Consider the following 23,193-nt stretch of genomic DNA (forward strand, 5'->3'; position numbering starts at 1 on the left):
CCTAAAAGGCCAAAGAACCTTCCCAACAAATGGGAGGGTTCATTTTATGCATATAAGAAATTGTACAACGTACAGCTCTAAAATAAGCTCCAATCAAATTCCTTCGACAGCGTACCCAAAAGGTGAACACCAGCTGTGCTGTTGCCTTTGCGGTTCAACGCCGGGCCGACCAAGCCGATCCCATATTGTCCGGGCACCATCGTCAAAATGCTGCCAGACACGCCGCTTTTGGCAGGCAGCCCAACGTTCATGGCGAATTCACCAGAGGCATTGTACATACCACAGGTAAACATGAACGTCTTTGCGATCTGCACGAATCGCCGCGGAATAAGGCGTTGATTACGAATCGGATCTACGCCATTGTGCGCCAGAACGAGGGCCATTATAGCCAAGTCGGTACAATTCACCTCGATGGAACAATGGCTGAAATAGACGTAGAGAACGTCGTCAACCTCACTATCCAGCACACCGTTGTCTTTCAGGAAGTAAGCTAACGAACGATTCCGATGGGCTGTATCCGACTCAGATCGAAACACACTTTGATTGATTTCAAGTGAAGGATTATGAGCGATATCTCGGAAGAAATGGAGAATCCGTTCGACCTGCTCCTTAGGATCACTACCTGCAATCAAGGATGATATCGCAATTGCCCCGGCATTGATAAGCGGGTTGAAGGGGATGCCGGGCTCGACGAGTTCGAGCTTCAGCATCGAGTTGAAATCGTCTCCGGTAGGCTCCATCCCCACCTTGGAGAAAACAATCTCTTCACCGTTATCCATCAACGCCAAAATTAGCGTAAATACTTTTGAAATACTTTGTAAGGTAAAACGGAAATTTGATTCGCCGGCCACAGAGATATTTCCTTCAGTATCCATAATACAGATACCTAGAACATCGGCCGGAGCGTTAGCAAGTTCAGGAATGTAGGAAGCAACCTGTCCGTCTGATGTATGTGCCTTGCTTTCCGTAACCCACTGAGGCAAGTGCGCCTTGAGATGCTTCCATGTTTCTGCGTGTTGTGTATGACTCATTCAGAAGTCATTCCTTCCTCATTCTCTTAAGCCTTCCAAGCCTGTGGGTGGTTATCACTGATAAGCTCCGTTGCGCTTGCATTCGAAATAACCTGTTCAGGATTTTTGCAGCCTGGAATAACCGTTGTAACGGCATCATGCTTCAAACACCAAGCTAATGCCCATTTGGCCATATCCATGCCTTCAGGAACTTCTTCTTTTTGGATGCGCTGCACGTCCTCAAGCTTCTGTTTCACGCTCTCGGCATCATGACGATGGCGTACATCCGTGTTGCCGAACACCGCACCAGGCTTATACTTACCGCTCAAATAGCCGCTAGCCAAAGGGACACGAGCCAGAACGCCAAGATCTTGATTCACACAGGAAGGGAAAACAAGCTCTTCTGGAGCTCGATCCAAGCGATTATATACGACTTGAATGGCTTTGGAATTAACCTTGCTGGAGGCTTCTGTTTGATGAATATTAGCATTATTGCCAATGGATGTTCCCAAATGACGGATTTTCCCGGCTTGAACTTGTTTGTCCAAAGTTGTCCAAAGCACATCATTATCAAATAAATCATCAGGTCCGGAATGGAATTGATATAAGTCAATATAGTCCGTTTGCAAAGCTTTCAGAGAATCGTCCAGTTGTTTGATAACGCCTGCGGAACTGAAGTCATCTGTTCGGGTGAACAGATCATGGAAATGGTGGCCAAATTTCGTAGCTACGATCCAGTTCTCGCGATTGCGGCGGGATAAGTAATTACCGATAAGAGATTCCGAAAGATGATCACCATAGCATTCTGCTGTATCGATCAGATTTATACCAAGATCGGCTGCTTGATCGAGAATAGCATCTGCTTCAGCTTGCGTGTAGGTAAGTCCCCACTCTCCGCCGAACTGCCAAGTCCCAACACCCACAATGGAAACTTTCAAATCCGTTTTACCAAGTCTGCGATATTTCATGGCGAGCACTCTCCTTTTTAAGGTATCCAAGTTTATTAAACGCTATAGCTTGCTCCGTGTCAAAAAGAAAAAGACTCTTTCCTCTCCATGAAGAGAAAAGAGCCTTTGTGTATTATGCGAGTTCTGGTGAAAGTTCTTCCTTTTTGCCATCTGATTTCTTTGATTTACGATCAGATACTTTAATGTTACCGATAAACAGTGTCAGAACAGCCCCAAGTAATACGAACACTAAGCCTACAATAAACACTTGGTGAAGCGATGTAACCAGGGCATTTTTTAGAATTGGCAGCATGTGCTCCACGAATTCTTTTGGCATTTTGGCCAAGGATTCAGGATTAAGAAGGGAAGAATATAAAGCTTGTGGATTCGTATGAATCATGTCAGTCATTGAAGTAGCAAGTCCGCTTGCTTCCGCGGGAAGCTGCTTCACGACAGGGGTTAGGTCTTGCTCTAACAGCACAGATGATTTGTGATTCATAATGGCACCCAGAATCGTCATACCAAAGGTACCGCCAATTTGACGGAAAAACTGGCTGGAAGACGTGACGACACCGAGCTCCGATTTCGGAAAGCTTTCTTGTAAGGCTAGTGTAAGGATAGGCATGACTAGACCCATACCGAGACCTAACAGAAGCATATAGCTGGAAGCAAGTAATTTTGTTGTATCAATACCCATAGTACTCAGAAGATAGAAGCCTACTGCCATAATGATCATTCCGGAAAGCATTTGTTTGCGAATTCCGATTTTATGGATGAATTGACCGGAAATAACGCTGGCCGCTATCATTGTGATCATAAGCGGCGTCATCACTGTACCGGAAGCCGAAGCACTGATACCGACGATGCCTTGCATGAAAAGCGGAACGAACATAATGGCTCCGAACATACCAACTGCCATAAGGAATCCTACGCCGTTAATTGTTGTAAAAGTTCTATTTTTAAACAAACGAACAGGGAGAATCGGCTCTTGTGCTTTACTCTCAATAATAACGAAGGATACCAAAGATACAATGGCTAGTATGAAAAGAGCAATGATTTGCCAAGACAACCAAGCATATTCATTACCGCCAAATGTCAAAGCAAGCAGTAAGCTGACGACCCCGGTAATCATGGTAACTATACCGGGAATATCGAACTTTACTTTACCGATTGCTTTATGCTTCGGTAATGCGATAGAAATTAAGACAACTGCAAGGATACCGACTGGTAGGTTGATGTAAAATACCCAACGCCAGTCTAATGCGTCAACGATCCAGCCACCGACTTGGGGTCCGACTACTGACGATAAACCGAAAATCGCGCCGAATACGCCCTGCCATTTGGCACGCTGCTTACCAGTGAACAAATCCCCGATAATAATCATTGCCATAGGCATCATAATACCGCCGCCAATACCTTGTAAGCCACGGAACAAGATAAGCTCGGTCATATTCTGAGCCATCCCGCAAAGAGCTGAAGCCCCAATGAAGATAATAAGACCTGTTACATAGATAACGCGGCGGCCGATCAAGTCAGCCAATTTACCGGCAATAGGCACGACCACGGTTGAAGTCAGCATGTAAGCTGTCGTTAGCCAAGCCATCAACCCAAGGCCGCCGAGCTCACCGACGATACGCGGCATAGCTGTTCCGACAATGGTACCGTCTAATGCGCCAAATAGCATGGCAATAATAAGCCCTGTAAGCAGGAGACCTCGATTTTTGAGTTCTGGTGCTGCATTTGCTTCTATAGAATTCTCTGAAGCTGTTTTTTGTATGATTTCCACTTATACCACTCCTTGAATAAGATGAATTAATAAAAATCAGTAAGCTTTTCAAAGGCACTCACAAGAATACGCATTTCTTCAGGTGGAAGCTGGGATAGTCCGCGTGCAATCACTTCTTTCTGGACATCTTCCGCCTGTTTGAGTATGGCCTTTCCGGTTTCGGTTATTTCAACCAACACAATACGTCGATCAGTTTCATGGTGTTTACGAATGACATGCCCACTTTGGACAAGTCGGTCAATCATAACGGTGATCGCACTTGGTTTAACGCCCAGTTTCTCAGCGAGATGAGTTTGTTTCGGCGTACCTTCTTTAGATATCATGAAGAGCATGAATAATTGTGGCCCCGTTAACTCTGAATCTAACTGGGTAAGTACGGTGTGGCTAATTTTTCGATGAGCCGTTTCAAATGTTGTTCGGAAACGATTGGTATAAGCTATTAATTCATCTTCCATATCCAAATCCTCCTTACATCTTAATTAAAGTATGAAATTATTAAACAATAAAATGTTTATATGAATTAATGTTTAAACTATTTAAATAAAATATACGCCGCTGATCATTCGAAGTCAACTGGGAAATTCATACCTGGGGGCTAGTTCACTTGCATATCAGGCATATCTTGCATATAATAATTGGTACATATATGTGAAAATGCTTTGACGGAGAAGAGTATGCAGTGCTTCTTGACAGGGAGGGAAAGCCAACGATTGAGAGCTATCCCCGAGAATCAGGCTGCAGAAGTTCGCTCCCGAGCAGTCCTTTGAACAGAAGCTTACTAACAGCTTCTCATTAGAGGGAACCGGACACATCGTCCGTTATCTGAAATGAAGTGAGAATCGTTTATTTGGCCTATCTGCCAATGAACGAATCTAATTAGGGTGGTACCACGGCTTTTCGTCCCTTGTAAGGGAGCGGAAAGTCTTTTTTGTGTTTTCATTTAGGGTGATTCAGGGGCCTAATTCAGGAGGGATTTCGATGAAAGAGCGGTTAGAAGCTTTGAAGCAGGAAGCGCTGCAGGAGCTAAGCGGCGTACAAAGTCAGCAGGAGCTTAATGATCTACGTATTAAATATTTGGGTAAAAAAGGTCCACTAACCGAGGTGCTACGCGGTATGGGCGCATTAAGTGCGGAAGAAAGACCGGTTATCGGCCAAGTAGCGAACGACGTTCGTGCAGCTATCGAAACCGTTATTGAAGAAAAGCAAGCAGCGTACCAACAGCAAGAAACAGAGAACAGATTGCGTGCAGAAATGATTGACGTAACGCTTCCGGGTCGCCCTTCAAAGCAAGGGGCCGTGCATCCTTTAAGCAAAGTTATCCAAGAAATTGAAGACATTTTCATTGGAATGGGTTACACAGTCGCAGAAGGTCCAGAGGTAGAGCAGGATTACTACAACTTTGAGGCGCTTAATCTGCCGAAGGATCACCCAGCTCGCGATATGCAGGACTCGTTCTATATTACTGATGAAATTCTAATGCGTACACAAACCTCCCCTGTTCAAGTTAGAACGATGGAGAAACGCAAAGGGGAAGTTCCGATCAAAATCATTTGTCCGGGGAAAGTATACCGCCGCGATGACGACGATGCGACACATTCCCATATGTTTACCCAAATCGAGGGTCTGGTCATCGACCGTAACGTACGGATGAGTGATCTGAAAGGAACGTTGCTTCAATTCGTTCAAGAGATGTATGGCAAAGAGACGAGAATTCGCTTGCGTCCAAGCTTCTTCCCGTTCACAGAGCCAAGCGTTGAAGTTGATGTCAGCTGTGCAATGTGTGGCGGCGTTGGCTGCCGTACTTGTAAACAAACGGGTTGGTTAGAAATCCTAGGAGCGGGCATGGTACATCCGCGCGTTCTGGAGATGGGTGGATATGATCCGAAGGAATACACAGGTTTTGCATTCGGAATGGGCGTTGAGCGCATTGCGATGCTGAAATACGGGATTGAAGATATTCGTCATTTCTACACGAACGATTTGCGGTTCTTAAAGCAATTCTTACACTTGTAAGCATCAGGAAAAGGAGGGGTTAAGCATGAAGGTTTCTTATCAATGGTTATCGGAATATGTAGATGTATCAGGCTTCACAGCTGAGGAATTAGCAGAAAAACTTACCCGAAGCGGCATCGAAGTGGATATTGTGGAAGATCGCAATAAGGGTGTAACGAACGTAGTCGTTGGGTTTGTAAAATCACGCGAAAAACACCCAGATGCAGATAAATTAAGTGTGTGTATCATTGATGCCGGACAAGGCGAAGACTTGCAAATCGTTTGCGGGGCAAAAAATATCGATGCCGGACAAAAGGTGCCCGTCGCTATGATTGGAGCAGTGCTGCCTGGCGGACTGCAAATCAAACGCGCTAAACTGCGCGGCGTAGAGTCACAAGGCATGATTTGTTCAGCCAAAGAGCTTGGTCTGAACGACAAGCTGCTGCCGAAGGAAATTCAAGAAGGTATCCTAGTACTGCCTGAAGATACCGAAATCGGCAGTTCAATTCTGGATGTCCTTGCTATCAACGACAAGGTATTAGAGCTTGATCTGACACCAAACCGCTCCGATTGCTTGAGCATGCTCGGAGCTGCTTATGAGATCGCAGCGATCCTCGGACGCAGCGTCAAACTGCCGGATGCGGAAGCAGCGCGCGGGGCGGCTGGAACAGCCGCAGTGAAAGCTTCTGATCGCATCAGTGTGAAGATCACAGCGACGGAGCAGTGCTCGCACTACGCGGCTCGCCTTATCGAAGGCGTACGCGTCGGCACTTCTCCGCTGTGGATGCAAAACCGTTTGATGGCGGCTGGTATCCGTCCAATCAACAACATCGTTGACATCACGAATTTCGTGATGCTTGAATACGGCCAACCGCTACACGCTTTCGATGCTGAGCAGTTGAACAATGGCCACATCGATGTACGCCTCGCTGAAGCCGGGGAGAAACTCGTCACGCTCGATGATGTGGAGCGTACTCTAGAGCCGCACATGCTGCTTATCACGGACGGCACGAAACCGGTAGGGATTGCAGGTGTTATGGGCGGTGCTAACTCCGAAGTGACAGAAGGCACAACACGGATTCTGCTTGAATCCGCCAAGTTCGCAGGCAGCTCTGTGCGCCGAACGTCGCGCCAGCTAGGGCTCCGCTCTGAAGCGAGTCTTCGCTTCGAGAAAGAAGTGAACCCGGAAGCGGTGATTCCGGCATTAAATCGTGCTGCAGCGTTAATAGCTCAATACGCAGCAGGTCAAGTCGCTGACGGCATCGTAGAAGCCGTAGCGGGCTCACACAAGCCGGTCAGCATCGAGCTTGCTGCTGACCGTGTGAACAATTATCTCGGCACTGAACTTTCCTTGGTCGAGATGGGTCAAATCATAGAGCGCCTGCACTTCACATTCGAGCAGGCAGGCGAAGGCAAGCTGCTCGTGCATGTGCCGAGCCGCCGAGGAGACATTACACGGGATGTCGATTTGATCGAAGAAGTAGCTCGCCTTTTCGGCTACGACAACATCCCGACAACGTTAATGACCGGCGTGACGACACCCGGATCCTTGACCAAAGAGCAGTCGATCCGTCGTATCACACGGAATCTCCTGACTCAAAGCGGACTGCATGAAGTCATCACTTATTCCTTCACACAGCCGGATCAAACCGTGTCGCTGCCGGGTCTATACCCAGCGGCTAAGCCAATCTCGCTCGCTATGCCAATGAGCGAGGATCGCAGCCAACTGCGTACTAGCTTGCTGCCGCATCTGCTAGACGTAGTAAGCTACAATCGTAACCGTACGATGGATGACGTGGCTATTTTCGAAATCGGCAAAGTATTTATTACAGATGAATCTTCACTAACAGATTTGCCGCAAGAGAAGCTTCTCCTCTCCATTGTATTGACAGGCAAACGCCGTCAAGCACATTGGGCACAAAAGTCCGAGGCTGTCGACTTTTATGATATCAAAGGTGTTTTTGACCGTCTTGTAAGCTACTTAGGCGTTAAAGGACTCACCTATAAAACTGCATCACCAGATGGTTTCCATCCGGGGCGAACAGCTGAGCTCCTCTTAAACACAGCTGAAGGTGAACAAGCAATAGGTCGAATCGGTCAACTGCATCCTACAGTGCAGCAGCAGCGTGATCTTGATGACACTTACGTACTTGAGGTTGAGCTTTCCCCAATTTTAGAAGCTGCTGGAGATGCAATTGTATATAAATTGCTGCCGCGTTATCCGTCAATTGGACGCGATCTTGCTGTAGTAGTGAATGCTAGTGTACCAGTAGGTCTAATGGAACAAACCATCACTGAAGTTGCCGGAGACTTGTTAGAATCCATTCAAGTATTCGATATCTATACTGGAGAACGTTTAGGCGCAAATCGCAAAAGCGTAGCCATTGCCTTCGTATACCGACACGCAGAGAGAACACTGCTGGATGAAGAAGTAACAGAGCTCCATGCCAAAGTTGTTCAAACCCTTGAACAACAATATGAGGCAGAGTTAAGAAAATAGTGTAACTTTCATTTAAGTTGCAGGAAAACAGGCTGGTCTTATCGAAATTACACTCGATAGGGCCAGCCTTTCATCTAAGGGAGGATATAAAAAAGTGAACGCTGAAGATAAAACGAGGATTACCGTTGATATATATGGACACCAATACAAATTAAAAGCTAGCACCAGCACCAATTACATGAAGCGAGTAGCTGAATACGTGAACGACCAAATGTTTCGTATTGCAAAAGGTTATCCGCGGCTAGATTCACAGAAAATCGCCGTTTTGGCTGCCGTGAACATGGCAGATGAGTGCTTCCGTATGAACGAAATCATGGAAGAACTGACCAAAGCCCAAAAGGACCAAGTAGCAACCAAAGCCGCCTATGATAAATTAATCGTAAACTTTAACGAATTGAAACAAGAATATGAGCAACAACAGACATCCATAAGTGAACAAAATGCTAAGCTAGTACAAGGTAACCAAACGCAAGAGCAAATGAAACAAGAAGTGCAGAAAGCAAAACAAGAACAAGAGCAGTTGAGGCAACAACTACAACAAGCAAAACAACTACAAGAGCAAGCTAAACAACAACAACAAGAACAAACTAAACAACAGCAAGAACAAGCTAAACAGCAGCAAGAGCAAGTCAAGCAACAACTTGAACAAGTCAAACAACAGCTAGAGCAAGAAAAACGTCAACAAATACAAGTAAGACAACTGCTAGACCAAGAAAAACAACAACACCAACAAACAAAGCAACAATTCGAACAAGAGAAACAACAAAAAGCACTTCAGCTTCAAAAGCTGAACGAACAACACAGAGTCGAAAAACAATCTCTCTCAGAAATACACTTGCAAGACAAAGAAATGTTACATCAGCAATATCAACAAGACAAAGAAGCACTAATGCAGCTACATCTGCAGGATAAAGAAATCATAAACATGCAACAGCAAGAAGAGATCTTTAAACTTTCGAACCAGTATCTAGTGGAAAAGGAAACACTCGTTAATCAACATCAAGAGGAACTAGAAAACATCACAATCCAACATCAAACGGAACTTGAAACTATCACAAACCAACTTCAAGAGAGAATAAATACAATTACGAACCAACTCCAAGAAAGAATAAATGCAATTTCAAACCAACATAATGAGAAAATAGATATAATTACAAATCAACATCAAGAGGAAATTGAAACTCTTACAATCAAGCACCAAGAGGAACTAGAAACGCTAACCGCCCTTTACCAAGACGAGGCTGATGCTAAGATTCTTCGTTTTGAGCAAGATAAAGGCAATCTAGTTGGGGAATTCCAAGAACGACAAACAAACATTATTCAACAGCTTGAGGACCAAAAATCAACCATTATTACCCAATATCAAGCGCAAATTGATGCCTTACTAGAGCAGCAGCAATTAGAACGAAGTACCCTTGCTCAACATTTTGAAGAAGAAAAAGAACGGATTTTAGCACAGGCCCGCAGAGAAAAAGAAGAGCTAATGCGCCAAAGCTTGAACGATGAAGCTCAGCAAAAAGAACTTCAAAATATCAAAGAAGAGTATAGAGAACTGCGCGAGGAATATGCTAAGCTGCAGAATGAATACAATGAGTGGATCGAGCTTGTAGAAACAGACAGCCCTGGCAGGTAATCCACAGTGACAATGAATACATTAGACTATGTCATGTTGTCGATAGTAGCTTTGGGTCTGCTGCTAGGTTACTTTAGAGGATTTATTGCCCAGATTGTTTCGCTCTCAGGTTTTGTTCTCGCCTACCTCGTTGCATTTTATTTTTACAGGGATTTTGCCCCTCTGCTTCGAAACGCAGTTTCACTGCCTACCTATCAAAATTACCAAAAATACGAATTTATCGTAAAAGGCCTTAATTTGGATACCTATATCCTGAATGCTTTAGCCTTTGCAATATTGTTTTTTGGCGTAAAATTTGCACTAGTCATCGTAGGCAGAGCACTTAATATTCTAGCAAAAACCCCAGGCCTGAACTTCATCAACCGTTGGAGCGGCGCATTGTTGGGCTTAGCAGAAGCACTTTTGATCATCATTATAGCCGTCAATGTTATCACCATCATGCCCTCAGACGGACTTCAAAAGCTGCTATCAAGCTCAACCATAGCTCCATATTTAATTAACGAATTACCCAATATTGCAGGAAAACTCCAAGAACTCTGGAAACAAGGAATCCCCCTATAGAAGCTGCCTACATTTCTAATACAGAATGGGCAGCTTTTATCAGTTTTCACCAAATCGTACGAGTACCAGCACTAGCAATCCCGACTTACATCCACTAAACATTTGAGTTCTGTAGTATCTACAAGTCACGAAATACAAAACCACTCCCCCACCCGCAACCAGATCCACAGCCCCAGTCCCAGCCACCCCCCAGCCACCCCCACCCCCAGCCACCCCCACCCCCAGCCACCCCCACCCCCAGCCACCCCCACCCTCAGCCCCAACCATACCCGCACCCGCACCCGCACCCGCACCCGCACCCGCACCCGCACCCGCACCCACAACATCTAACGAGTTTCGCAATCATTACTCCATTAATTGAAGCCAGGAAGTCTAAAAAACAGTGAAATCAAGGACAATAACCTTCGCAACATAGCAATAACAGCTGACCCGATAATTGCGAAAATGTCTTCACTCGAACCTTATACTCTAAAATTATGTATTCTGTGGTATCTACAATCATCAAAAAACCTTACCGAAGCCTCAAAACATTCCATGTCCCTGTCGAAACGAGACCGGTACTTTTGCTTACAAAGGTTCAAAACTATAGCTTCAAATTTTTGATATTGATTAGTCGATTCATGATTTTTACATTGTAGATACTACAGAATATGAATAACCCATGATACTAATCTTGGATACATAAAATTCTTTACATACAAACAAATGTTCTATATAATACAAATATAGGGAATTATTTTCGCGTTATAATTGAGAGGGGTCAATTCATGGATGCTTATTTATTTGAATCGTTGGATGACACTTTCAAGACAGAGGAAGATTGTGTAAGACTTTTGACGAAAAGACGGTGGGCGGGTGGGTTTTGTTGTCCGAGTTGTGATTATCATTTATTTTATATTGTGAAGACTCGTAATTTATTGGAGTGTAAAGAATGCCGTACGCAAATTTCATTAACGGCTGGAACGGTTATGCATAAATCTAAGCTTTCCTTAATGATTTGGTTCAAAGCTATTCGAGCATTGATCCAGGAACAACAAACTTATTCGATTGCAGCGTTTGCGAGCTTGCTTGGAGTAAATTATCGAACTGCTAAGTTGATGCTGGAGAAGCTGCAACTAGCTCTTTATAAGCAATACTCACGCATGGGTTCAGGTGCGGACAGAATTCGTGAACAAAAAGTAGAGTCCAGCCCAAATAAAAGAAAGCGTACAACTGTTAACTCTCGAAAGATCAACACCAACTTTTGTACGTATATATTTACAAATTCCAAGAAAATAAAGTATGTTGAGGGTGTTTTGTTTAGAAAGTGGATGGATGCTTTCTTATCCGTTTATTTGTTTCCTGTCTATTTAAGGTATTGTCAAGTGCTTTGACTTAACGTTAATTACCGTTTAGATTCCCTAGTTTTAGCCTATTCCATCGTCCATTGTTGTTGATTTATGGAAGCAATGTTATACCATCAAATTAATGCAAAATCCAAATACAAAAAAGCCTTACCGCTTTGTTGCCGCGATAAGGACTTATGAACTGATGACTTAAACTATTCAACAATCAATGTTGATTTCATATTAGCGTGACCACTGCCACACATGATGGAACAGTTAATTGGGAAAGAGCCCGCTTTATCTGGTGTAAAGGTAACTGTTTTGTTGCTATTATCGATGTTTATTTTGAATTCTTTAATGGAAGCACCATGAATGCCTTGAGCATTATCAAGCGTAATTGTAACGGGCTCTCCTTTTTTGACACGATATTCGGATTGGTCAAATTTGAAGTTTGTCGCTTTCAATAAAACTTGCTGGCCTGCTGCTTGTGTGGTAGCGGCGGGGGATGTAGAGGATTGTGCTGATTTCGTATCTTTGTTTCCACAAGCTGCTATCGCAATGACTATGACTATTCCCATTAAAAGAACGAATAATTTCTTCATATATATCCCTCCGGAATTGTATTAGTTTCCCTCATCATTGTACACGACCTCTTCCGAAAAAACAGTGACAAACTCGTGAAAGAAATTGTTATCATAGAAAAGATCGGTCCGGCGAGTGAATACGCGGCAGACCGATCTTTTTTGGGCTTTAGCATTGGATATCAGTTATCGAAACTGATAGGTTTTTACCGACGATCCTGTCTTCCTGTGATCCCATGTTCAAAGGGGGTTTTCACAGGGATGAACAGGTCGATGATTCCGATAACTAAAGCAGCTAAAACGGCACCTATTATGCTCGTAGATACATTACCCACTACAAACTGGGCGGCCCAAATAACAAGCGCGCTTACCAGAAAGCCTACGATTCCTCTGCCAAAGGGAGTGATTTGTTTGCCGAAGATCCCTTCAATGATCCAAGCAGCAACAGCAATGACCAAAGCTAGAAAAAATGCGCTCCAGAAACCACCGACTTGAAACCCTGGAACTAACCAGCTGACAAACATTAAAACCAAAGCAGAAACAATAAACCTTACCAGATGTCCGAGAAGATGCATCTCGTGAACCTCCTTCTTTTTGTGATGAGAATAAGTTCTCATAACAAGAAGTGATTTTTTGCAAACTATGCTTGGTGTGTCTAAGTCTTGCAATCCTTTTGGCAGGAGGATAGGTGCACAGCTTAGTGTATCCAATTCGAGTGAATATTATGGTAGGCAGCATCTTCCATATAACGATTGTCTCCGTAGCTAATCAGGCTTGATTTGGTTTATAATATAGGGTAGAGAAAAGAGGTTGGGATCGTTGAATAAGAAAATAATTAAAACATTAGATTATCAGAAGATTTTACATAAACTAGCTCATCATGCATCAACTTCGCTTGGTAAGGATGCCGTGGAAAAGCTTGAGCCTAAAGGTGATTTTGAACTCGTCAAGCTTCGGCTGCAAGCAACCGATGAGGCTGTTAATGTAGAACGATTGAAAGGGAATGCCCCTTTTGGTGGGATTCGTGATATTAGATCTTCCTTGCACCGGGTTAGAATTGGCGGGATGTTAAACCCTACGGAGCTGCTTGATATTTCGACGACGATGTTCGGTACACGCAGGTTAAAGCGATTTGTTCTCGCGGTTCACGAAGAATACGCGATTCCGATGCTCAAAGGGCAGGTTGAATTACTCATAGAAAATAAGCCATTAGAGGATAAAATTAATAGCTGTATTGATGAAAATGCTGTTGTTGTTGACGGTGCGAGCCCTGAACTGGGACGTGTGCGAAGTGAACTGCGCACAGGTGAAGGAAGAGTCCGCGAGAGGTTAGAACAAATGCTTCGCAATTCATCTGTTCAGAAAATGTTACAGGACGTATTGATCACTATTCGTAACGACCGTTTTGTAATCCCCGTTAAATCGGAATATCGATCCAGCTTTGGCGGAATGATTCATGATCAGTCAGCATCGGGTGCGACGCTATATATTGAGCCAGATGCTATTGTTCAATTAAATAACAAAATTCGTGAGTTAAAGTTTAAGGAAGAAGTTGAGATTGAGAAGATTTTACGCGCACTTACTGAGCTTGTTGCCGAACAAGTGGATTTGCTTGTGCTGGATGTTGATCAATTGGCTGAGCTTGATTTTACTTTTGCTAAAGCTGGTCTAGCTAGGGAACTGAAAGCAACAATGCCTAGATTAAATGATCGAGGCTTTATTAAAATAAAGCGAGGCCGGCATCCGCTTATCGCGGCTGATTCCGTTGTACCGCTTGATTTGGAGTTGGGCAATGATTTCTCACAAATCATTGTGACGGGGCCTAATACAGGTGGTAAAACAGTTTCCCTCAAAACAGTAGGACTCCTTAGCTTAATGGCAATGTCAGGGTTGTTTGTACCAGCTGAGGAAGGCAGTCAGTTATGTGTTTTCGATGCAATTTATGCGGATATTGGCGATGAGCAGAGCATCGAGCAGAATTTAAGTACGTTTTCGAGTCATATGACGAATATTATAAGTATTTTGAGGGATATGACACCAAAAAGTTTGGTTTTGCTTGATGAACTTGGAGCAGGTACCGATCCTGCTGAAGGTTCTGCTTTAGCGATCTCCATTTTGGATTATATTCATCAAATTGGTTGCCGAATCATTGCAACGACACACTATTCGGAGTTAAAGGCTTATGCCTATCAAAAGCAAGGCACCATTAATGCAAGTATGGAATTTGATATACAAACACTAAGTCCGACTTACCGCTTATTAGTAGGTGTTCCTGGTCGAAGTAATGCGTTTGCTATTGCAGAGCGTCTTGGCTTAGCAAAGCGCATTATTGAGCATGCACGAACACAGGTTGGCGAGGAGGATAAGCGCGTCGAATCAATGATCGCGTCGCTTGAGGAGAACCGCCTAATTGCAGAAGCTGAGCGCCAAAGTGCTGAAAGGATGCGTCGAGAGGCGGAAGAGATGCGCCTAACGTTAGAGACTCAGCAGGCCAAGTTCGACGAGCAGCGCGATAAGCTGCTCGAGAAGGCCGAGCGCGACGCGCGTGAGGCTGTCGCCAAGGCGCGCCGCGAGGCAGATGAAATCATCGCCGAGCTGCGGCGCATGGCGCAGGAGGAAGCCGGTGGGGTCAAGGATCACCGGTTGGTAGAAGCGAAGCGCCGCCTTGATCAGGCGGCGCCGGAGCTGCGCGAAAAGCAAGTTCGCGCGGCGAAGAAGCGGCCAGAGAGAATTGAGGCCGGGGATGAAGTGCGTGTCGTGACCCTGGGTCAGAAGGGTCACGTCGTAGAAATTGTTAGCGCCACAGAAGCAACGGTGCAGTTGGGAATTATGAAGATGAAGGTCGATTTGTCGAATCTCGAAAAGATCGGCAGCACAGCTCAGAAAAAGCCAGCTCATCAGGTGGCTACAACGGTCAAAAGAACACGAGATGATAACATTCGGATGGAACTGGATATGCGCGGTCTCAATATGGAGGATGCCTTGATTGAGGCTGATCGATTCCTGGATGAATCTTTCTTGGGCAATTTGGGTCAAGTGTACTTAATTCATGGTAAAGGAACAGGTGTGCTGCGTACTGGCATGCAGGAATACTTGCGCCGTCATAAGCATGTGAAGAGCTACCGCATGGGGAATTATAATGAAGGCGGAGCAGGAGTTACAATCGTCGAATTGAAATAACTTTTTAAATTTTTCATCTTTTTGAAACTCATTCTATGGGACTGCGTATGAATATGTGTAAGCACCGGTGATTAAAAAATTAGCATTCGCAATACACAAATTTTAAAATACATGTTTATAAACCTTAGGAGGAATTCAAAGATGGGAATTTTTAAAAGACTTCGCGATATGACAATGGCTTCGGTAAATGACTTGCTGGACAAAGCAGAAGATCCTATTAAGATGTTAAATCAGTTTCTTCGTGATATGGAAGAAGATATCATGGAAGCTGAGGCTGCAGTAGCTAAGCAGATCGCAATTGAGAAGAAATTCAAGCTTCAGTTTGAAGAATCCGAAGAGATGGTTACTAAACGTACTGAGCAAGCTATGAAAGCTCTTGAATCAGGCAATGAAGACCTGGCTCGCCGCGCGTTGGAAGACAAGAAAGAGCACCAAGGACGTTACGATGAATTGAAACGCCAATATGATCTTGCGAAAACGAATGCTGACCAACTTCGCAGTCAATTGACCGAAATGAAAGACGAGTTCAACAAAATGAAGAACAAGAAGGATTTGTTGATTGCTCGTGCTGAAACAGCAAAAGCTCAAAAACAAATCAACCAAGCGATGTCTGGTTTTGGTACAGACAATGCAGCTAAAGGTTTTGACCGTATGAGCGAGAAAGTGCTTCAAATGGAAGCTGAAGCGCAAGCAAGCGGTGAAATCCGTGCTAAAAACCGCAGCTTAGATGATGAGCTTGACAAACTTGGTGGAAGCAGCAGCGGAATTGATGACGAATTAGCGGCTATGAGAGCAAAGCTTGCTGAAAAAAAACAATCCTAATGTTATACTAATAGTACCTGCTAGAGACTGAGTCAAACTCAGTCTCTTCTATCTTTCGTGAAGGAAGGCAGGAGACGATATGAATGAAGAGGTGGATGTATTGCTAAGTAACCCGTATTTATCGACGCTTGCCTTTTTTGCAGTTGCTGTGATCGCGCTTGTTGTATTTCTAACGATTTTTGAAATGGTCACCAAATATGATGACTGGGCTGAGATCAAAAAAGGCAACTTATCTGTAGCGATGGCAACAGGCGGGAAGATTTTTGGGATTTGTAATCTGTTCCGATTCGCTATCCTCAACAATGACACGATGATTAATTCCCTCATCTGGGCAGGGTACGGATTCTTACTATTGCTGGTTGCCTATTTCATTTTTGAATTCTTGACACCTTATTTCAAAATCGATGAAGAAATCAAAAAAGATAATCGCGCTGTAGGTTTCTTGTCCTTGACGCTGTCTGTCTCTCTTTCCTACGTGGTCGGAGCTTGTGTAACTTAGAATCATACATAATCTTGGAGGCTTGAACAATGAAATACCTGTGGGGCACTTTGTTTGCCATCGCGTTTGTATTTATGGCGGCAGGGGTTTATTATTTATTGAAATATGCATGAATGCATTAGGTTGGAGGATTACGTAATGAGTACCAATGAAGAAATAGTTTGTCCATGGTGCCAAACAGAAATCGTTTTGGGATCCGGAGATTGGACCAGAGGACGAATGTCCACACTGTTTTAATGAACTGAACGATTATAGGAGCATTGATTTAAAGGTAAAACAAACAGGTCAACCGCTCCGCTTTGATGAACAAGAATATGCCGATTCGGATGAAGATTTATCATTGGCTTGGGATGATTCGGATGAACCTCTTGATAAATACGGAGAAAAAGTTCAGCATATTACGGACGAACAAGAAGAGGCACCCGAATGCTCTAGCTGTCATGAGCTGATGTTGTTTGCAGGTACCGAGGTCACGAGTGGCACTTCTTTCACGCCAGTTATTCCCAAAACGTTAGGAAGTGCTTTCCTAACAGGTCCCTTTACTTCGAATGTCTTTGTGTGCCCATCTTGCTTTAAGGTGGAGAAAATCTTATCTGATACAGATCGACTGCTCATGGTGGAACGTATTAAATCGGAGTAGCGGTGAAACCGAGTCCTTTATGGATTCGGTTTTTTTATATGTCCTGCCTCATATTTTTACTCGATTGGGGAAGCTTAACAAGAGCTATTTCGATCTGTGGGGAAAGGTGAGGAGGAGTATGCAAAAGGATCAGAGTAAGTCGTTTGTTAAACAAGGTAGTGCAAAGGAAGGCACTAAAACCAATTATTTTGAAGACCGTGGAAGTGGAGCCGTCGAAGTCAAGAGTTCACAGAAAAAAGGCAGGCTTGATGCTCAGGCGATTCTTTTACTGATCGTTCATTCGTTATTTGGCAGTGCAAATGCCTTGTCGGGAACTTTCGTTGGTGTGTATTTGTGGAAGGCCAAAAATGACTACGCTTTAATCGGTTGGTTTACGTTAACCACGCATTTGACAATGGCGGTTACCTTCTGGTTAGCAGGGAAATGGGTAAAGGAACACAATAAAATGAACTGCTTACGGCTCGGTGTAGCATTTTCCGCGGGCTTTTATATGCTGGTATTATGGCTTGGAGCAAGCAGCATTCACTATTTTGTTTGGTTAGGAATGGTTCAGGGAATTTCAGCTGGGTTATTCTGGGTTGCTTTTAATGTTGTTTATTTTGAAGTGACGGACCCCGATAATCGAGATAGGTTCAATGGCTGGGTTGGGCTATTGGGTTCAGGCGCAGGCATAGTCGCACCATGGATATCCGGTTTACTCATCGTGAGTTTGGGAGATGGTGCTGGGTATCGATTAATCTTTTCCATCTCGTTAGGTATCTTTTTGCTAGGCGTGGTTATCAGTTTCTTTTTGAAAAAAAGAAAAGTACAAGGTACTTACGAATGGTTGTTTCCCTTTCGTTGTTTAAGGCAAGCTGAAACACCTTGGAAGCGCGTATGCTTAGCCTTGGTATTTCAAGGAGTTCGAGAAGGTGTCTTTGGTTTCATGATTGGACTTCTCGTCTATATATCCACATCAAGTGAAGCGAGCTTAGGGAGTTTCGTATTGATTACTTCTGCGGTATCCTTAGTGAGTTTCTGGGCGGTGGGACGATTTATAAAGCCACGTTTTCGTAAAATCAGTATGCTGATTGGTGCAACTATGATCGTAGCCGTTATTATTCCTTTTTTCTGGAAAATGGGGTATAGCACTTTACTTATTTTCGGCATAGGAGCTTCGCTCTTCTTTCCGATGTATTCGGTACCTATGGTGTCGGCAGTATTCGATCTTATTGGTTCAAATGAAGCCAGTGCTAAGCAGCGGGAGGAGTACATTGTACTTCGTGAGCTTTCCCTCAATATGGGGCGTGTGTGCGGTGTGCTCTTATTCATTTGTGTCATTTCGTGGAGTAAGGCGCCGCTTGTGATAAATGTACTGCTATTGCTCATTGGCAGCTCATCGTTGGTCAGTTGGTACTTTATGAGGAAGCAGTTAACGGTAATAAGAACTTGACATCTTTCGCGCTTCCCGATAAAAATGTGGGTATAGATTGTTTTATTGGGAAGAGGAGGGGGTAACCCTTGACACATAAAAAAATGGTGAATAGCATCACAGAGCTGATTGGTGATACACCGGCCGTGCGGATTAACCGATTGGTAGGTCCGAATGATGCGGAGCTCTACGTGAAGCTTGAATACTTTAATCCAAGCGGCAGTGTAAAAGACCGCGCTGCGTTTAATTTAATCGAACAGGCGGAGAAAGATGGACTGCTTCGTCCTGGCGCTACGATTATCGAGCCGACTAGCGGTAATACTGGCATTGGACTTGCCATGAATGCGGCTGCCAGAGGCTACAAGGCCATTCTAATCATGCCGGACAACATGACCAAAGAACGGATTACACTGCTCAAGGCCTATGGCGCAGAGGTCGTACTCACTCCCGCCGCGCTGCGGATGCCGGGTGCGATTGAGAAAGCCAAGGAACTGCGGGATCAGATACCTGGCAGTTATATCCCGCAGCAGTTCGAGAATCCGGCGAATCCAAGTATTCATCGGACGACAACAGCTCCGGAAATTCTGGAGCAAATGGATGGGCGTCTGGATGCTTTCGTAGCAACTTCAGGCACGGGAGGAACGATCACTGGAACGGGCGAGGTGCTTCGGGAGAAGCTGCCGGATATCCAGATCTATGTGGTGGAGCCGAAGGGTTCACCGGTTCTGTCGGGAGGAAGTCCAGGTCCGCATAAACTCGTTGGTACGAGTCCAGGCTTCGTACCGGCTATTCTGAACACAAACGTGTACGATGAGATCGTGCAGGTAACTGACGAAGATGCGATTCGAACCATGAAAGATCTGGCCAGCAAGGAAGGCATACTTGTAGGACCTTCGGCCGGAGCCTCGGTGTGGACAGGTATACAGGTAGCTAGTAAGCTAGGAGCGGGCAAGAGAGTGCTCTGTATTGCACCGGATACAGGCGAAAGATATTTGAGTATGGACATTTTTGATTGATTCATGAATAAGTTAGCACATATAAAATCGGCCCACCGGATCCAAATGATTCGGGTGGGCCATTCTTCATTGTTTTATTAAAAAATAATGAAAGTATGTTGAATAAAAATGCAAAATTGAGTATAATTATAAGTGTGATAAGGTTTGAAATGAAGGGTGGAAATACTGTGAAACTAGCCTATATTAATGCGCTTCCTGAAGAAGGTCAATTCCAGGAATTTATACAGACATATACAGAAGAATGCATAACATTTGGAACTCAAGCGATTGTGAATTGGAACGATTTCCAATCGGAGCACGTTATCTCAGTTTATGATGAGAATAAGCTTGTCGGAATCGGTTGTATGGCGGGAGAATGTCATGTCCATGTGCGTCCAACGTATGAGCATCGTGAAATTGAAAGCATGATGAACAAATTGCTGCAATCCGAATCGAAGGTTAGTTTGGTTCACGGGCAATCCTGATGATGACTGGTAGGCAGAGGGCTACTCGGGAGATCCCGGTGGCCTTTTTCTTATTTGTGGGGCGGAAATTTCGATTATACAAAAATATTCCGCACTAAAACAAGCTCAGTAATTGAATTAGGACAGCAATTCATTGTAAGATTAAAGGATGAACGAATCAGATTTCAGAAAGGTAGGTTTAACCATGGATGCTTTGAAGCTTAATATTCTCGAACTACTGAAAGAAGATGCCCGCAGGAGTGCGGACCTGATCGCCACAATGCTTGGTACGGCGGAGGCCGAGGTTGCACGAGCGATAAGCGAGATGGAAGCGGATAAGGTCATCGTCAAATACGCAACAGTAGTCAACTGGAGCAAAGTGGATGACGAAAAGGTTACCGCCCTGATTGAAGTGCAAATTACGCCGGAACGCGGACACGGGTTCGATGCCATCGCGGAACGGATCTATTTATATCCAGAAGTCAAATCGGTTTATCTCATGTCTGGCGCCTATGATTTGCTTGTCGAAATTGAGGGCAGTTCCCTCAAACAAGTCGCTTCTTTCGTGTCCAATAAGCTTTCACCGATTGACCGCGTGCTTTCAACAAAGACGAATTTTATATTAAAAAAATACAAACAAGACGGCATTATATTCGAGGATCAGGAAGACGATCACCGGATGCTCGTTTCGCCGTAAAGAAGAGGGAACGCCATGATCAAAGATGAGATAACGATCCAGCAGAACAAAGTAAAATCGATGCAGGACTACCTCGCTCCTGCCGTACGTGAAATGAAGCCTTCAGGTATTCGGAAGTTTTTTGATTTGGTTAGTAACAGCAAGGAAGATATTATTTCTCTTGGTGTAGGGGAACCGGATTTCTCAACACCTTGGCATGTTCGTGAAGCAGCTGTTCATTCCTTGGAACGCGGTAGAACGAAATACACGCCAAACTCAGGTATTCCTGAGCTTCGTGAAGCGATTGCCGATTACCTTCATACGTCCTTTAAAGTGAAATATGAGCCATCGAATGAAGTCCTTGTTACGGTTGGCGGCAGTGAAGCGATTGACTTAGCTCTCCGAGCTTTGATAACGCCGGGCGACGAGATTCTTATACCGGAACCTTGTTATATTTCGTATTCCCCAATCACGAGCATAAGCGGCGGCGTAGCTGTTGGGATCGAGACCTTCGCGAAGGACCAGTTCAAGCTGACTGAGAAAGCGCTTCGCGATGCGATTACGCCACGCTCCAAAATATTAATTCTCTGCTATCCTAGCAATCCAACAGGCGGTATTATGACCTATGAGGATTGGCTTCCGATAGCCAAAGTCATTGAAGAGAACGATCTTATTGTCATTTCCGATGAAATATATGCAGAGCTGACTTATGGTCAGAAGCACGTGAGCTTCGCAGCAATTCCTGGCATGAAAGACCGGACAATCTTGGTTAGCGGTTTCTCCAAAGCTTTTGCCATGACAGGCTGGCGGATGGGATATGCCTGCGGTCACCAGGAGCTGATTTCCGCGATGACCAAAATTCATCAATATACTGTGATGTGCGCACCCGTCATGGGGCAGGTAGCCGCTCACGAGGCGTTGACGAATGGCTTGGAAGAGAAGGATCGGATGATCGAGTCCTATAACCAGCGCAGACGTCTGATCGTAAAAGGGTTCCGAGATATTGGTCTCGAATGCCATGAGCCGCAAGGCGCTTTCTATGCATTTCCAAGTATTGTTGCTACAGGATTAACATCAGAAGAGTTTGCACAGCGGCTTTTATTTGAGTCAAAGGTTGCTGCCGTGCCTGGAGATGTGTTTGGTTTAGGTGGAGAAGGCTTCTTACGTTGTTCATACGCCTATAGTGTTTCTCAACTAAATGAAGCATTAGAGAGAATTGGGAATTTTATGAGAAAACTGTAATGAATAACGTAAATAAATATGTTCATTATTGATGAAAACTGGTATTCTTATAGTAAGGAGGGATGAGCATGGCTTTTATGGAATATCAACTATCAACCTATCAAAAACATTTTCAAATTCGTGAACAGGATTTCGGACAAAGTTGGTTGACCAAGCGTGCAAAGAAGCAAAACTCCCTTACCTTATTAGAAGAAGAGATTCATTCTCTACGACGCAGGTTAGAAAAGATGGTTTTTGATGGCGAAGAAATGACATCGGATTCCGTCGTTGAATTGAGCACAATCCTAGACCAAAAAATAAATGAATATATGCATAATGGGAAAAAAAGTCGGTGAAAACCGACTTTTCTCGCGATTATCGATGGATTCAGATAACAAACGGAGGTACGCTTACAACATGAAAGTGAAATGGCTGTTAGTTATGATGATGGGGCTTATGGTGATTCTAACGGGTTGCGGCGGGCCGAAGCCGGATGTATCTATATTTATAATGGGCACTAATGGTTTTCCAAGTGAAGCGGGGGACAAGCTGGAGAGTTCCTTGAAGTCCAAGGTGGGCGAAGTTCCTACAGTCAAAATTAATACGTCGCCTATATTCTCGATGGAAAAAATGATTGTAGAGCTGGCTGCAGGAGGCAATGGCATCTTCATTCTTGCGGAAGATCAATTCAAATCACTTAGTAATCAAGCGGGTTTCGTTTCTTTGGATGATACGATCAATCCGGTAGATTATCCGGATGGTGTTATTCAAATAGCTGAAGAAGGCAAGCCTGCAGAAAAGCATCTTTATGGTATTCCTCTTGCAGGAAACAAATGGATGAAAGAACAAGGTTTTGAAGGAAAAGGCTTGGTGGCTTTTATTCCCCAAAATGCTCCAAAGTTGAACGAGTCGAAACAAGTGCTCAAAGTAATTGCACAAAAGTAACAAGA

At 44.3% G+C, this 23,193-nt stretch carries 23 protein-coding genes and 1 other annotated feature; of the genes, 16 read left to right on the top strand and 7 right to left on the bottom strand.

The genetic code is table 11. The features are described 5' to 3' along the window. Nucleotides 1-77: 77 nt before the first annotated feature. The 4 genes from glsA to QFZ80_RS02245 form a co-directional block, all read right to left on the bottom strand. Entirely contained in the window at nt 78-1,031 is a 954-nt protein-coding gene (gene glsA, locus QFZ80_RS02230; protein WP_307557029.1) for a glutaminase A, read from the bottom strand. Between the two features lie 26 nt (nt 1,032-1,057). Then, entirely contained in the window at nt 1,058-1,978 is a 921-nt protein-coding gene (locus tag QFZ80_RS02235) for an aldo/keto reductase (protein ID WP_307557031.1), read from the bottom strand. A 112-nt stretch (nt 1,979-2,090) separates the two neighbouring features. After that, nucleotides 2,091-3,707: an MDR family MFS transporter gene (locus QFZ80_RS02240; protein WP_307563987.1), complete on the bottom strand. Its 1,617-nt coding sequence runs from the start codon at nt 3,705-3,707 to the stop codon at nt 2,091-2,093. Between the two features lie 62 nt (nt 3,708-3,769). After that, complete coding sequence (locus tag QFZ80_RS02245; protein ID WP_307549268.1) at nt 3,770-4,198, bottom strand: MarR family winged helix-turn-helix transcriptional regulator; 429 nt, start codon at nt 4,196-4,198, stop codon at nt 3,770-3,772. 195 nt (nt 4,199-4,393) lie between these two features. Next, nucleotides 4,394-4,651 (top strand) — a binding site (T-box leader). 70 nt (nt 4,652-4,721) lie between these two features. Here QFZ80_RS02245 and pheS point away from each other — a divergent pair. The 4 genes from pheS (at nt 4,722) to QFZ80_RS02265 (ending at nt 10,429) form a co-directional block, all read left to right on the top strand. Further along, nucleotides 4,722-5,756 (top strand): phenylalanine--tRNA ligase subunit alpha, encoded by a 1,035-nt coding sequence (pheS, locus tag QFZ80_RS02250; protein ID WP_307557034.1) that lies wholly within the window; start codon nt 4,722-4,724, stop codon nt 5,754-5,756. A 25-nt stretch (nt 5,757-5,781) separates the two neighbouring features. Beyond that, entirely contained in the window at nt 5,782-8,235 is a 2,454-nt protein-coding gene (gene pheT, locus QFZ80_RS02255) for a phenylalanine--tRNA ligase subunit beta (RefSeq protein ID WP_307557036.1), read from the top strand. Between the two features lie 94 nt (nt 8,236-8,329). Continuing rightward, complete coding sequence (locus QFZ80_RS02260) at nt 8,330-9,868, top strand: cell division protein ZapA (RefSeq protein ID WP_307557038.1); 1,539 nt, start codon at nt 8,330-8,332, stop codon at nt 9,866-9,868. Between the two features lie 12 nt (nt 9,869-9,880). After that, on the top strand, nt 9,881-10,429 hold the full coding sequence (locus QFZ80_RS02265; RefSeq protein WP_173185386.1) for a CvpA family protein: 549 nt from the start codon (nt 9,881-9,883) through the stop codon (nt 10,427-10,429). Nucleotides 10,430-10,468: 39 nt separating this feature from the next. On the opposite strand, the gene QFZ80_RS02270 is transcribed toward QFZ80_RS02265, so the two are convergent. Further along, nucleotides 10,469-10,771 (bottom strand): hypothetical protein, encoded by a 303-nt coding sequence (locus QFZ80_RS02270; RefSeq protein ID WP_307557040.1) that lies wholly within the window; start codon nt 10,769-10,771, stop codon nt 10,469-10,471. Between the two features lie 425 nt (nt 10,772-11,196). Here QFZ80_RS02270 and QFZ80_RS02275 point away from each other — a divergent pair, with 425 nt between their 5' ends. Continuing rightward, entirely contained in the window at nt 11,197-11,802 is a 606-nt protein-coding gene (locus QFZ80_RS02275; RefSeq protein ID WP_307557041.1) for a transposase, read from the top strand. Between the two features lie 167 nt (nt 11,803-11,969). On the opposite strand, the gene QFZ80_RS02280 is transcribed toward QFZ80_RS02275, so the two are convergent. Both QFZ80_RS02280 and QFZ80_RS02285 read right to left on the bottom strand, forming a co-directional pair. Continuing rightward, nucleotides 11,970-12,356 (bottom strand): cupredoxin domain-containing protein, encoded by a 387-nt coding sequence (locus tag QFZ80_RS02280; protein WP_307549258.1) that lies wholly within the window; start codon nt 12,354-12,356, stop codon nt 11,970-11,972. 185 nt (nt 12,357-12,541) lie between these two features. Then, nucleotides 12,542-12,910, bottom strand: coding sequence for a phage holin family protein (locus tag QFZ80_RS02285; protein WP_307549256.1), 369 nt, complete (start codon nt 12,908-12,910; stop codon nt 12,542-12,544). 244 nt (nt 12,911-13,154) lie between these two features. On the opposite strand from QFZ80_RS02285, the gene QFZ80_RS02290 reads away from it, so the two are divergent. From QFZ80_RS02290 to QFZ80_RS02340, 11 genes are all read left to right on the top strand, one after another. Continuing rightward, nucleotides 13,155-15,515, top strand: coding sequence for an endonuclease MutS2 (locus QFZ80_RS02290; RefSeq protein ID WP_307557043.1), 2,361 nt, complete (start codon nt 13,155-13,157; stop codon nt 15,513-15,515). A gap of 141 nt (nt 15,516-15,656) precedes the next feature. Then, nucleotides 15,657-16,337, top strand: coding sequence for a PspA/IM30 family protein (locus QFZ80_RS02295; protein ID WP_057304793.1), 681 nt, complete (start codon nt 15,657-15,659; stop codon nt 16,335-16,337). A gap of 79 nt (nt 16,338-16,416) precedes the next feature. Then, nucleotides 16,417-16,836, top strand: a complete 420-nt coding sequence (locus tag QFZ80_RS02300; protein ID WP_307549251.1) for a DUF350 domain-containing protein — start codon at nt 16,417-16,419, stop codon at nt 16,834-16,836. Between the two features lie 340 nt (nt 16,837-17,176). Continuing rightward, nucleotides 17,177-17,476 (top strand): hypothetical protein, encoded by a 300-nt coding sequence (locus QFZ80_RS02305; RefSeq protein WP_307557045.1) that lies wholly within the window; start codon nt 17,177-17,179, stop codon nt 17,474-17,476. Nucleotides 17,477-17,594: 118 nt separating this feature from the next. Next, complete coding sequence (locus QFZ80_RS02310) at nt 17,595-18,908, top strand: MFS transporter (protein WP_307549247.1); 1,314 nt, start codon at nt 17,595-17,597, stop codon at nt 18,906-18,908. A gap of 83 nt (nt 18,909-18,991) precedes the next feature. Continuing rightward, entirely contained in the window at nt 18,992-19,903 is a 912-nt protein-coding gene (cysK, locus tag QFZ80_RS02315; RefSeq protein ID WP_307563989.1) for a cysteine synthase A, read from the top strand. Nucleotides 19,904-20,070: 167 nt separating this feature from the next. After that, nucleotides 20,071-20,367: a hypothetical protein gene (locus QFZ80_RS02320; protein WP_307549246.1), complete on the top strand. Its 297-nt coding sequence runs from the start codon at nt 20,071-20,073 to the stop codon at nt 20,365-20,367. A gap of 184 nt (nt 20,368-20,551) precedes the next feature. Then, nucleotides 20,552-21,043, top strand: coding sequence for an Lrp/AsnC family transcriptional regulator (locus tag QFZ80_RS02325; RefSeq protein WP_171690787.1), 492 nt, complete (start codon nt 20,552-20,554; stop codon nt 21,041-21,043). A 15-nt stretch (nt 21,044-21,058) separates the two neighbouring features. Next, nucleotides 21,059-22,264 carry an aminotransferase class I/II-fold pyridoxal phosphate-dependent enzyme gene (locus QFZ80_RS02330; RefSeq protein ID WP_307549243.1) on the top strand — a complete coding sequence of 402 codons (1,206 nt, stop codon included), beginning with the start codon at nt 21,059-21,061 and terminating at the stop codon, nt 22,262-22,264. A gap of 68 nt (nt 22,265-22,332) precedes the next feature. After that, nucleotides 22,333-22,599, top strand: coding sequence for an aspartyl-phosphate phosphatase Spo0E family protein (locus QFZ80_RS02335; protein ID WP_307549242.1), 267 nt, complete (start codon nt 22,333-22,335; stop codon nt 22,597-22,599). A gap of 61 nt (nt 22,600-22,660) precedes the next feature. Next, entirely contained in the window at nt 22,661-23,188 is a 528-nt protein-coding gene (locus QFZ80_RS02340; protein ID WP_307557048.1) for a hypothetical protein, read from the top strand. The last annotated feature ends 5 nt before the right edge of the window (nt 23,189-23,193 follow it).

This window comes from Paenibacillus sp. V4I7 (assembly GCF_030817275.1).
Lineage (GTDB): Bacteria > Bacillota > Bacilli > Paenibacillales > NBRC-103111 > Paenibacillus_E.

Excerpts from the sequence above, each read along its gene's own strand:
- glsA (WP_307557029.1), bottom strand. The coding sequence starts at position 1,031 with ATGAGTCATACACAACACGCAGAAACATGGAAGCATCTCAAGGCGCAC.
- QFZ80_RS02235 (WP_307557031.1), bottom strand. The coding sequence starts at position 1,978 with ATGAAATATCGCAGACTTGGTAAAACGGATTTGAAAGTTTCCATTGTG.
- QFZ80_RS02245 (WP_307549268.1), bottom strand. The coding sequence starts at position 4,198 with ATGGAAGATGAATTAATAGCTTATACCAATCGTTTCCGAACAACATTT.
- pheS (WP_307557034.1), top strand. The coding sequence starts at position 4,722 with ATGAAAGAGCGGTTAGAAGCTTTGAAGCAGGAAGCGCTGCAGGAGCTA.
- pheT (WP_307557036.1), top strand. The coding sequence starts at position 5,782 with ATGAAGGTTTCTTATCAATGGTTATCGGAATATGTAGATGTATCAGGC.
- QFZ80_RS02265 (WP_173185386.1), top strand. The coding sequence starts at position 9,881 with ATGAATACATTAGACTATGTCATGTTGTCGATAGTAGCTTTGGGTCTG.
- QFZ80_RS02275 (WP_307557041.1), top strand. The coding sequence starts at position 11,197 with ATGGATGCTTATTTATTTGAATCGTTGGATGACACTTTCAAGACAGAG.
- QFZ80_RS02280 (WP_307549258.1), bottom strand. The coding sequence starts at position 12,356 with ATGAAGAAATTATTCGTTCTTTTAATGGGAATAGTCATAGTCATTGCG.
- QFZ80_RS02285 (WP_307549256.1), bottom strand. The coding sequence starts at position 12,910 with ATGCATCTTCTCGGACATCTGGTAAGGTTTATTGTTTCTGCTTTGGTT.
- QFZ80_RS02295 (WP_057304793.1), top strand. The coding sequence starts at position 15,657 with ATGGGAATTTTTAAAAGACTTCGCGATATGACAATGGCTTCGGTAAAT.
- QFZ80_RS02300 (WP_307549251.1), top strand. The coding sequence starts at position 16,417 with ATGAATGAAGAGGTGGATGTATTGCTAAGTAACCCGTATTTATCGACG.
- QFZ80_RS02310 (WP_307549247.1), top strand. The coding sequence starts at position 17,595 with ATGCAAAAGGATCAGAGTAAGTCGTTTGTTAAACAAGGTAGTGCAAAG.
- cysK (WP_307563989.1), top strand. The coding sequence starts at position 18,992 with ATGGTGAATAGCATCACAGAGCTGATTGGTGATACACCGGCCGTGCGG.
- QFZ80_RS02325 (WP_171690787.1), top strand. The coding sequence starts at position 20,552 with ATGGATGCTTTGAAGCTTAATATTCTCGAACTACTGAAAGAAGATGCC.
- QFZ80_RS02330 (WP_307549243.1), top strand. The coding sequence starts at position 21,059 with ATGATCAAAGATGAGATAACGATCCAGCAGAACAAAGTAAAATCGATG.
- QFZ80_RS02335 (WP_307549242.1), top strand. The coding sequence starts at position 22,333 with ATGGCTTTTATGGAATATCAACTATCAACCTATCAAAAACATTTTCAA.
- QFZ80_RS02340 (WP_307557048.1), top strand. The coding sequence starts at position 22,661 with ATGAAAGTGAAATGGCTGTTAGTTATGATGATGGGGCTTATGGTGATT.